Origin of the sequence: Bacillus sp. JJ1764 (genome assembly GCF_036962145.1) — a bacterium.
Lineage (GTDB): Bacteria > Bacillota > Bacilli > Bacillales > Cytobacillaceae > Neobacillus.
The window spans coordinates 413-10,406 of record NZ_JBALNY010000100.1; the positions used below are offsets into that span (position 1 = coordinate 413).

The 9,994-nt window shown below is 37.3% G+C and carries 13 protein-coding genes and 1 pseudogene; 5 read left to right on the plus strand and 9 right to left on the minus strand.

Features of this window, described 5'->3' with window-relative positions:
- Positions 1-282, minus strand: a pseudogene (locus V7083_RS14665) (sporulation protein); the annotation flags it as partial.
- A 307-nt stretch (positions 283-589) separates the two neighbouring features.
- A complete protein-coding gene (locus V7083_RS14670) occupies positions 590-946 on the minus strand; it encodes a DUF1360 domain-containing protein (protein ID WP_335479039.1) in 357 nt (118 codons plus the stop codon).
- 142 nt (positions 947-1,088) lie between these two features.
- On the opposite strand from V7083_RS14670, the gene V7083_RS14675 reads away from it, so the two are divergent.
- A complete protein-coding gene (locus V7083_RS14675) occupies positions 1,089-1,598 on the plus strand; it encodes a CotY/CotZ family spore coat protein (RefSeq protein WP_335479042.1) in 510 nt (169 codons plus the stop codon).
- 52 nt (positions 1,599-1,650) lie between these two features.
- Here V7083_RS14675 and V7083_RS14680 read toward each other — a convergent pair whose 3' ends face one another.
- The 3 genes from V7083_RS14680 to V7083_RS14690 form a co-directional block, all read right to left on the minus strand.
- A complete protein-coding gene (locus tag V7083_RS14680; RefSeq protein WP_335479045.1) occupies positions 1,651-2,124 on the minus strand; it encodes a CotO family spore coat protein in 474 nt (157 codons plus the stop codon).
- Positions 2,125-2,248: 124 nt separating this feature from the next.
- Positions 2,249-3,016: an enoyl-ACP reductase FabI gene (gene fabI, locus V7083_RS14685; RefSeq protein ID WP_335479048.1), complete on the minus strand. Its 768-nt coding sequence runs from the start codon at positions 3,014-3,016 to the stop codon at positions 2,249-2,251.
- Between the two features lie 87 nt (positions 3,017-3,103).
- Entirely contained in the window at positions 3,104-4,978 is a 1,875-nt protein-coding gene (locus tag V7083_RS14690; RefSeq protein WP_335479051.1) for a monovalent cation:proton antiporter family protein, read from the minus strand.
- 79 nt (positions 4,979-5,057) lie between these two features.
- On the opposite strand from V7083_RS14690, the gene prpE reads away from it, so the two are divergent.
- On the plus strand, positions 5,058-5,798 hold the full coding sequence (gene prpE / locus V7083_RS14695) for a bis(5'-nucleosyl)-tetraphosphatase PrpE (protein ID WP_335479053.1): 741 nt from the start codon (positions 5,058-5,060) through the stop codon (positions 5,796-5,798).
- 21 nt (positions 5,799-5,819) lie between these two features.
- Here the strand turns inward: prpE and V7083_RS14700 are convergent, their stop codons facing one another.
- The 4 genes from V7083_RS14700 to V7083_RS14715 are packed head-to-tail and all read right to left on the minus strand — an operon-like array spanning position 5,820 to position 8,592.
- Complete coding sequence (locus V7083_RS14700) at positions 5,820-6,722, minus strand: RluA family pseudouridine synthase (RefSeq protein ID WP_335479055.1); 903 nt, start codon at positions 6,720-6,722, stop codon at positions 5,820-5,822.
- Between the two features lie 15 nt (positions 6,723-6,737).
- Complete coding sequence (locus V7083_RS14705; RefSeq protein ID WP_335479057.1) at positions 6,738-7,532, minus strand: NAD kinase; 795 nt, start codon at positions 7,530-7,532, stop codon at positions 6,738-6,740.
- A gap of 52 nt (positions 7,533-7,584) precedes the next feature.
- Complete coding sequence (locus V7083_RS14710) at positions 7,585-8,214, minus strand: GTP pyrophosphokinase (protein ID WP_335479059.1); 630 nt, start codon at positions 8,212-8,214, stop codon at positions 7,585-7,587.
- 12 nt (positions 8,215-8,226) lie between these two features.
- Positions 8,227-8,592: a hypothetical protein gene (locus tag V7083_RS14715; RefSeq protein WP_335479061.1), complete on the minus strand. Its 366-nt coding sequence runs from the start codon at positions 8,590-8,592 to the stop codon at positions 8,227-8,229.
- A 122-nt stretch (positions 8,593-8,714) separates the two neighbouring features.
- Here V7083_RS14715 and V7083_RS14720 point away from each other — a divergent pair, with 122 nt between their 5' ends.
- From V7083_RS14720 to V7083_RS14730, 3 genes are all read left to right on the plus strand, one after another.
- Positions 8,715-9,296: a CYTH domain-containing protein gene (locus tag V7083_RS14720; protein WP_335479063.1), complete on the plus strand. Its 582-nt coding sequence runs from the start codon at positions 8,715-8,717 to the stop codon at positions 9,294-9,296.
- Between the two features lie 142 nt (positions 9,297-9,438).
- On the plus strand, positions 9,439-9,849 hold the full coding sequence (locus V7083_RS14725; RefSeq protein ID WP_335479065.1) for a globin: 411 nt from the start codon (positions 9,439-9,441) through the stop codon (positions 9,847-9,849).
- A partial coding sequence (locus V7083_RS14730) for a DsbA family protein (protein WP_335479078.1) occupies positions 9,842-9,994 on the plus strand: 153 nt, incomplete at its 3' end. The genes V7083_RS14725 and V7083_RS14730, both read left to right, overlap by 8 nt.

Sequence of the window (9,994 nt, forward strand, 5' to 3'; positions counted from 1 at the left end):
AATTTTTTTCATTTTAAAACGTTGTAAATGCTTGACCTTGTAAGCAACAAGGGTACCATTATGTCCCTTTATAACAGCAACATCGTATAATTCCGGTAATGAGCTGACCAAATCCTTTATTTCCTTCACATTATCTTTGTTTTGTTCATGATCAGTAATGACCGGATTCGGGTTTGTGGTCTTAATCAGTGCCAGTTGACTATCCTTAACCTGCTGATTTTGACTGCAGGAAGTAAGAAATAATAATAAAGCAAATGCAATCCATTGATTTGTTTTTTGCATCTAGTCCCTTCCCCTTTTAATGAAGTATCCTGCCATATAGTTTTTTCTACATTCCCTAAATTTATGACCTAAATGGAAAAATAAAAAAAACTGCCTGTAAATCAGCAGTTTCGAAATGATTATTTACTCGTTTTCTTTCCGCAGCCGCAACCGCCCTTTTTGATTGGTTTGGAAGGCTGATAAACCTTAGATGATGCTGCTTGCGAGCTTTTCTTCTTATTCACCTTACTCTCTCCCTTTTAATACAATTGATTAGCTAATAAATAAGATATGAAAAAAGTGCAAGTCTTGTCTAAGGCAAAAAACCTTATTTATCAAGAAAGAATTGTACAATTGTTTCAATAATTGAGGCTAAACCAGCTATAGCTAGTATTGAAATAATGGGAATAGTTATTTGGGAAAAAAAATAATGGAGAAATACGATAACTGAAGTGGTCCATATGCCCGTGCACCAATAGCAGCTAAGTAGCTCTCCAAAAAATCGCTTTATCCCTGTTTGTTTAGGGATGTAATAGGTTTCAAGTTCTCCATTCTCAGTTTCCTGCTGAATTTCATCAAAAAATGGGTTTCGCAGAAATTCAGTAATTTTATCATAAACCAGTAGTCTTGTCAGACGAAAGCTTGCCAACGATAGCAGAATCAATTGTAAAAAGCTTAATTCCATGTCCGTATGTCCTTTCTTTATCGAGTTGAAATAATATCCGCCTAATTTTGTTAAAAAAGGCAATTGTCCGTAACCCATAAGGGCTAAGTGAAATATGTTAGTAATGTAAGATATATATATTACGGATTAAGGAGGAAAAATAATGGGTTGTGGAAGAAATCATCACGATGACTTCAATAGTGGCAATTGCGTATGCCAAGTAGTTCGCGCCATTAATGATCTTCAACAAAACGTTGCGGGTGAAGAATGTCAAGCGTGCACCAGCTGCTTTAACGAACCACTTGGTTCACTTGTATCACCTGTGAGAGAGGCCGTTGATACTCGTGTTTTTGTATTAAAAACAGCAGATGGATCACCATTCCATGCGTTCTTTAACGACGACTTCAATGCATGTGTTTCTATCTATTTCCGCGTTGAAGATGTATTTGACAACTGCTGTGCAACGCTTCGTGTATTAGTTCCTGGTAAAAGAGAAGGTGGAAACTTTGTACCGGTGAATCTTGTATCCGGAGATGATAAATGCTGCATTAATCTTTCAAGAGTCTGCCAAGTAACGAGTTTTCGTGCCAGCAATGATTGTGTAACAGTTGACTTGAGCTGCTTCTGTGCCATCCAATGTATCGCAGATGTAAACTTGGGAATTTGCAATTAAATAAATTAGCCAGTCGGTTAGTCGGCTGGCCTTTTTTTGTGCTTATCAAAGTTTATTTTTTTAACCCGATCATCATGATACTTTTTATTTCATCAACGCATAAGATTTTGGTTGTTTCATTATGAAATTGGATGATAGCTTCATCATTTTCATAACCAATTAAATAGCCCTGATAACTTTCCTTATCTGTATAAAAAACACAGGGGACCATGGGCAGAACCTTCGGATAATGAATCAAATAATCTAATTGCTCAGAAACATTCATTTCCTTAAAAGGTTTTACTCGATTCATGGAGGAATGAGGTTTGACTTTCTTGGAAGAAGTGGTTGTTTCCAAGGTATTATCTTCTGAAGAGGTGACCTGTACGGGAACTCTCTCCTCGACTTTTGGTTTTTGACCAAACTCAGGGACATCATCCATGTTCTTTTTATTCTTAAAAACCTCTTGCATATTGTAGTTAGACGGTGTCCTTGAAAAAGGCTGATAAATATACATTAACGGCCCTTGTTCCTTTCTTATTGCCATGAAAAGCACCTCCTTTTACAGTTTCCTACACTTTATATGTATGCGAAAAGCCCAGAGGTGTTAATAAAATAGATAAATTCATACAAAAAGCCCGCAAACAATTGCGGGCTCTCACAACAAATGATTAAAGAATATGGAATCCTGAATCTACATGAATATTTTCACCGGTAATACCACGGGAAAGGTCACTGAACAGGAATACTGCAGTATCCCCGACCTCTTCTGGAGTTGTAGGTCTACGTAAAGGTGCTTTTTCTTCAATTTCTTTTATAATCAAATTAAAATCACCTACACCCTTTGCAGACAAAGTACGAATCGGTCCTGCAGATATAGCATTAACTCGAATATTGTCTTTTCCAAGATCAGCTGCTAAATAACGAACGCTAGCTTCAAGAGATGCTTTGGCAACACCCATAACATTATAGTTTGGAATGGCTCTTTCTCCGCCCAGGTACGTTAAGGTTACAATGCTGCCACCCTCTGTCATCAAGGCACGTGCTTCTTTTGCCACTGCGGTCAATGAATAAGAACTGATATTTTGTGCCAGTAAAAAGCCATCACGAGTTGTATTCATGTATTCGCCTTTTAATTCCTCAGTCTTAGCAAAAGCAATACAGTGGGCAACACCATGAATGGACCCTACAGCCTCTTTAATTTCAGCGAAACATTTGTTGATATCTTCATCACTTGTCACATCACATGGTAACACCAATGTTCCTTCCGCTTCTAAAGACTCTGCTAATTCCCGGACACTTTTCTCTAGTCTTTCTCCTGCATACGTAAATACAAGGCGAGCCCCGGCATTATGAAGAGAACGTGCAATCCCCCATGCTATACTGCGTTTATTGGCAACACCCATAACAACATATGTTTTTCCAGCTAATGATATCATTTACGAAAGTCCCCCTACATATCAACTGATATTAGTACTTGGTACTAATTTTACACTACTTTTAAAAAAATGAAAAGAGCAGCTGCTTCAATAATAATTTTTATCAGGCTTCTCACAAAACTCCAATTCCTGAATTAAATCATCCACATACTCCTTCGATCCCGTAACAATGAGGCGATCATTCAACTGCAGCTCCGTATCGCCATGTGGGACGATTGAATCATTGCCTCGAAAAATTCGTACAAAAATAATATCTCCCATGAACGGAAATCTTCTAAGCGGCACTCCGTCAAATTGGTCATTATTCATCACTATTTCGTATAGACCCGTTTCCTGGTTCGTTAGAATATTAATCACTGTCGGCGACTCTATTAACGCACGCAAAAGTGTTTTGGTCGACATAAATGATGAAAATACTTCAATCCCATGTTCTCGTAAACTCTCTTCTAATTCAGGAATCTCTATTCGGGCTATGACCCTAGGAACTTCTTTCGTTTTAACAGCTCTGGCCAGCTCAGCATTTAACTGATCAGTGCCTGTTGATATCACGACAATCTCTGAAAGAAAAATGTTAGTTTCCGCGATCGATTCTATTGAATAATCATTTATTTCTACTATTTCAAATAAGGAATTGGTCATTTGTTTTTCTCCATCTCTCAATTTTGGAGAATAGACAATTGGCTCATAAAGTCCCGACTTCAACTCGCGTGAAATCGGAAGAGTGATTTGGTTTGCTCCCAAAAAAGCAACTCGTACCTTTTTTCCAGCAAGGATCTCTTTTGGAAATAATTTCTTAAAAACGATTGGCGTAAAAATGGAAGTAATGACAGCGACTAAAATTAATGTCCCCTTCATTTGCTCAGAGATTACGCCAATTCGTTCTCCTATTGTTGCCGCAGCAATAACCAGTGATAGGGTTGAGGTTAGTAAAAATCCAGAAGCAAGAACAGTTTTTGTATCATACCAACGCTTTAAAAGATAAACTGGAACAAGTTTTGATAATAATAAACCAATCAGTAAAAAAGGGATTAGCATTAATAGTTTTTTCTCAGAGAACAATGACCAGATATCAAGTTCAACCCCCACCATTACAAAGAAAATGGGAATGAGGAATCCATATCCAAAGGAATCAAGTTTATGAATTAATTCCTGATTCGGAGAAAGTAAGGAGACCAGTACTCCAGCCATAAATGCACCTAGAATATTTTCTGCCCCGACTGTTTCTGACAACCCAACTAACACGATAATCAAGGTAAAGACGGCTCTTGTACCGATTTGCACCGTCCCTGTTGCCAATGATTCCATAAAAGTTCGGTTTTTAAATCTCTTTCCAAGTAAATACAAAATCATACCACCGATAAATAAAAATAACAGCAACCATGTACTGCTATGCCCTGGTTCATAAATAGAAACAAATACAGCGAGAAGGATCATCGTTACCAGGTCAGCAATGACTGCGACTAATAAGATAATTTGCCCAATAACCGTCTTCATCAGATGGGCTTCCTTCAGGGTTGGCACGACAACACCTAAAGAAATAGTTGATATGATCAAGGTCATTAAGAAGGCATTATCAATAAATCCTACTAGTACAAATAAGTAGGATAATCCCAGTGAAAAAATAAAAACTCCAATAAAGATCAATGAAGCTGCAGTGAAAGAATTAGGCTCCCTTTTTCCATTGGGAAGTTTCCCACGTTTATTGCTTCCTGTAAAAGCAGTAAAGTCAATTTCAAGTCCGCTTAAAAACATCAAAAAAATAAATCCTAATGTAGACAGAGTGGAAAGCCACATATCTTCATGGACAACATTTAACCCACTTTTTCCAATGATTAAGCCTACAATAATCTCTGCAACGACAACTGGAATAAAATTCAGCTTAAAACGATGCAGAATGATTGGGGTCAGAAATGCCACTGTAACAACAATGAGTAATGAAAATACAGATACGTGCTGTTGCAATTTATATCGCCTCCCATTTGTTTCGCTCATAATGATTTGTTAATCTAATAAAAACACTTAAAAAAGGAGCATATTTTCCATGCAAATTGATATCATCGGAGATATACACGGATGCTTCAATGAATTTAAGGAACTCACAATAAAATTAGGTTATTCCTGGAAAGATGATATCCCTATTCATCCCCAAAATCGGATACTGGGATTTGTCGGTGATCTGACTGACCGTGGACCTAATTCTTTAAAAGTGATTGAGGTCGTTTGGCAACTGGTGATAAACAAAAAACAAGCTTATTACGCACCAGGAAATCATTGTAATAAATTATATCGTTATTTTCTTGGGAATAAAGTCCAAATTGCTCACGGACTAGAAACGACCGTCGCGGAATACGAGGCATTAAATAAATCCGACAGGCATTCCATTCGACAAAAGTTTATGAACCTTTATGAAACTGCTCCACTGTATTTATCGCTTGACCAAAACCAGTTGATAATCGCCCATGCCGGCATTAAAGAAGAACTGATTGGTAAAGACAATAAGAGAGTGAAAGATTTTGTACTGTATGGAGATATTACAGGTGAAAAACACCCAGATGGAACACCCGTCAGGAGGGATTGGGCAAAGAATTATCGTGGCATGACCTGCATCGTTTACGGACATACTCCTGTAAAAGAACCAAGAATCATTCATAATACTTATAATATCGATACTGGTGCGGTATTCGGCGGTAAACTTACTGCCTTGAGATACCCCGAAATGGAATTGGTTTCTGTTCCTTCTACTATGCCATATATTGAAGAAAAGTTTAAACAATTTGATTAAGATGAAATGAAAGGCTGACAATCAGCGATTGTCAGCCTTGATAACTTCTTGCATATCCTTAGGAAGAGATGCTGTAAACATCATTTCCTCCTTTGTAAAAGGGTGTATAAATTTGATTTTTTTACAATGAAGTGCCTGCCTCGAAATCAATTCATGATTTCCACCATATAATTCGTCACCCAAAAGCGGATGTCCTAAGTAGGACATATGAACTCTGATTTGATGAGTCCGGCCTGTTTCAAGTTCAAGCTCAAGATGAGTAAATCCAGGATAATGCCTGACTACCCTATAATGCGTACAGGCATATTGACCATCTTCTCGAACTTCTCTTTCAATAATACTAGTAACCTTACGGCCAATCGGTGCCGTTACTGTACCTTGATCAACAGAAATAACCCCTTCAGAAAAGGCTTCATAGGTCCGCCTCACGACTCCATCCTTTTGCATCTTACTAAGTAAATGATGCACGTGGCGGTGTTTGGCAATTAACACAATTCCAGATGTATCCCTGTCAAGCCGGGTTACAATATGGGCGGTTGCTTGTATACTTTGTTTTTCATAGTAACCTACTAATGCATTTGCCAGACTACCGGTAGGATGTTCTCGTGAAGGTATGGTATTCATATAAGGAGGTTTGTTTACCACCATTAAATACTCATCTTCATACAATATCTTTAGTGGAAGGCTTTCCCCTTTTACTCCTTCACTTGGATTTTCAGGTGGGAACCTTACCAATAAAACATCATCAACCTCAAGCTTATATCGAACATTAACGTGCTCTCCGTTTACAAGAATGCTTCCGCCTTTAAACTTTATATCGGTTAAAGCAGCTCTGGAAATTTCCTTTTCCTGTAAAAAATCTCGAATCAATTTTCCTACACTAAATTGATCAATCATCCACTGCATTTGAAAACTTTCTGTCATCTGTTCTCCTTAACACTAATCAGAAATAAATGAGTCATGAACCCTTTTCCAAAATGGAAATGGCCTAAAACGGGCAAAACGGATTTTTTCTTCCGGCACCCTAAATTGGATCGACTTTACATCTTTATGTAACAGAGTAAGGTGATCAACTGTTACCTGAAAATCAGTTCGGTTTACCGGCTTTAACATACAGGTATGATGTGCTGGCAAGATCAGCGGCGATCCCACTGTTCTAAACACCCGATTGTTTATGGATGCCATCTCAGCCACTTGCAATGCTGAAATCGATGGATGGATGATGGCTCCTCCCAGTGCTTTGTTATAAGCAGTACTACCTGAAGGAGTGGAAACACAAAGTCCGTCACCACGAAAACGTTCAAAATGCTGTCCACGAATTTCCACATCCATGACAAGAGTACCTTCCACACTTTTAACTGTAGATTCGTTCAATGCCAAATATCTTGATTCCTTACCGGCATGGGAATATCGAATAATCACTTCAAGAAGCGGATATTCAACAACCTGATATGGAGTTTTGGCAATGGCAATAACCAGCTTTTCAATTTCATCAGGCGTCCAATCCGCATAGAAGCCCAAATGCCCTGTATGAATCCCTACAAAAGCAGTTTTATTTAAACGGCTGCTATAGCGGTGAAAGGCATATAATAATGTTCCATCTCCGCCAATCGATATCACAATATCAGGCTGGTCTTCGTCATATTTTAGATCAAAATCAAGTAAATAGGTGCGCATTTTATGCATTAAAATATTTGAGTTTTGATCTCCTTTTGAAGTGATCGCAAATTTCATTTTGATTTACTCCTTGTATTAAAATACTTGACATGCAGGGACAGGTTTAGTCTTAGTCTTCTTTGGCGGATTCCTTTTTTCGTGTAAAAAATGCTTGAGCATCTTGGATTTCCCCACGGATTAATGACATTTCTTTATCAAGACGGAAAGCTGCTTCAGCGGCATGTTGAAGCCGCAATTTAATATCTGCTGGGAAAGCACCTTTATATTTATAATTTAATGAATGCTCAATTGTAGCCCAAAAATTCATGGCTAATGTTCTAATTTGTATTTCTGCTAAGATTTTTTTTTCACCTTGAATCGTTTGTACTGGATATTGAATAACAACGTGATAGGATCTGTATCCGCTTGTTTTTTCATGAGAAATATAATCTCGTTCCTCCACAATTTCAAAATCATTTCGAATTCGTAATAATTCCACAACCCGATGGATATCTTCGACAAATTGGCACATGATACGTAATCCGGCGATATCCTGCATTTCTTCTAACCTGTCAAGGGGAATACCTTTTTGGTTCGACTTATCCAAGATACTGGCAATAGGTTTAACCCTTCCAGTTACAAATTCAATTGGAGAATGGGATGCATTAAGTTCAAACTGCCCCCGCATACCTTTTAATTTTATCTTTAATTCATCAATCGCCTGTTTATAAGGGGCTAAAAATTGGTCCCATTGCTTCATGATTACACCTCTTTATGTCCAAAAAATTCTCTCCACCTTAGTAACCATTTCATCTCCATAATTGTGATTTCCCTTTATATTGTTAATGATAAACTCAAATTCATCATGAAAATGAACTAGTTCTATTTGTTGATTATTCCATTCAATCCAAATAGGCAATTTCTCTTCATAAGCTATTTTTAAATCTGGCCATATTTGTTCATTAAGACTGATATATGTATATTCTTCATGTGTTTCCATTAAGTAGATAAAACTAATATGATCGGAATCCACCAGAATTTGACCGGCCGGAACTAACCCCTCCAGTGACCCGTTTGCCTGCAATAACAGTTTAATATCAGTAAGATTTGCTTTTAAAACTTCCATTCGTTTTTTCACTTTTTTTTACCTCCAATATTCACTTACTTATTTTAGCATAATTCAGCCATTTCTCTCAAAGTTTGAAGTATTGGGGATAAAAATGAGATAATAAAGTCATGGTATCGGAGGGAAGGATAAAAATGTCGCAAAACGTAGAAATTGAATTTAAAAATATACTTTCTGAATCAGAATATGGAACATTAAAAAAAGCGTTTCAAATCCCCGATTCGCAAATATTTCTTCAAGAAAATCATTATTTTGATACTCCAGAATTTGGTCTTAAAGAACAAAATTCAGCGTTAAGGATCAGAAAAAAACAAGCTCATTATGAATTAACGTTAAAACAGCCTGTTGAAAAGGGGCTGCTTGAAACCAATCAAGAGTTGAGTGAATCAGAAGTTACCCTGGCTCTTAACGATGGAATTCTTCCATCTGGCGAAATTAAAAGGATCCTGGAAAGCATTAAAATACCTTTGGAAAGAATAGAGTACTTTGGTTCGCTATCAACCTATAGGGCCCAAATTGAATATAAGAACGGTTTACTTGTTTTCGATCATAGCGTCTATTTAAATACGGAGGACTTTGAGTTGGAGTATGAAGTCCAAAACTATGAAGCAGGAAAAGAGAATTTTTTACTTTTGCTCGAACAATATCAAATTCCAAATCGCAAAACGAAAAATAAAATCCAACGTTTTTATGATCAAAAAGCACAAGAAAAATAAATACTATATCAACGGTGTTTAAATGGTTTTCAAAGCAATTCATTTGAGATATCGCTAGGGCATTGATAAAATAAAGAAAACTCAATATGTCATTTATTTGAGTTGTATACATGATTTAAAGAATTTTTGAGGAGTTGTCAACATGATTGGTAACAAACGTACACCCTTTGAGGTTATTGGGGAACAAACACTCCATCGTCTTGTAGACACTTTCTATGGTCTAGTTGAACAACATCCTGACCTGGCACCTATTTTTCCTAACGATTTCTCAGAAATTGCTCGTAAACAAAAGCAATTCCTTACTCAATATTTAGGTGGACCGCCATTGTATACAGAAGAGCATGGCCATCCTATGATGAGGGCTCGCCATTTACCTTTTCCGGTAACTCCTACTCGGGCAAAGGCATGGCTCTCTTGCATGACTCAGGCAATGGATACAGTTGGTCTTAAGGGACAAATAAGGGACGAGTTTTATTCCCGACTTTATTTAACAGCTCAGCATATGATTAATACACCTGATGATGAAGTGAATTTTGGTGACGATTGTGAATAATTATTGGTCAAAAGAATCTAAAGCGTCTTGCCACGGCAATGATCGAAAACCGATTGAAATTTATATGTTTATTGACCCACTATGTCCTGATTGTTGGACACTTGAACCCATAATGAAAAAATTACTTATTGAATACGGGCGTTAT

What these genes read in the sequence shown, in the direction of transcription:
- V7083_RS14720 (WP_335479063.1), top strand. Translation starts at nt 8,715, where the DNA reads ATGTCGCAAAACGTAGAAATTGAATTTAAAAATATACTTTCTGAATCA.
- V7083_RS14710 (WP_335479059.1), bottom strand. Translation starts at nt 8,214, where the DNA reads ATGAAGCAATGGGACCAATTTTTAGCCCCTTATAAACAGGCGATTGAT.
- V7083_RS14700 (WP_335479055.1), bottom strand. Translation starts at nt 6,722, where the DNA reads ATGACAGAAAGTTTTCAAATGCAGTGGATGATTGATCAATTTAGTGTA.
- V7083_RS14670 (WP_335479039.1), bottom strand. Translation starts at nt 946, where the DNA reads ATGGAATTAAGCTTTTTACAATTGATTCTGCTATCGTTGGCAAGCTTT.
- V7083_RS14705 (WP_335479057.1), bottom strand. Translation starts at nt 7,532, where the DNA reads ATGAAATTTGCGATCACTTCAAAAGGAGATCAAAACTCAAATATTTTA.
- V7083_RS14680 (WP_335479045.1), bottom strand. Translation starts at nt 2,124, where the DNA reads ATGGCAATAAGAAAGGAACAAGGGCCGTTAATGTATATTTATCAGCCT.
- V7083_RS14675 (WP_335479042.1), top strand. Translation starts at nt 1,089, where the DNA reads ATGGGTTGTGGAAGAAATCATCACGATGACTTCAATAGTGGCAATTGC.
- prpE (WP_335479053.1), top strand. Translation starts at nt 5,058, where the DNA reads ATGCAAATTGATATCATCGGAGATATACACGGATGCTTCAATGAATTT.
- V7083_RS14725 (WP_335479065.1), top strand. Translation starts at nt 9,439, where the DNA reads ATGATTGGTAACAAACGTACACCCTTTGAGGTTATTGGGGAACAAACA.
- fabI (WP_335479048.1), bottom strand. Translation starts at nt 3,016, where the DNA reads ATGATATCATTAGCTGGAAAAACATATGTTGTTATGGGTGTTGCCAAT.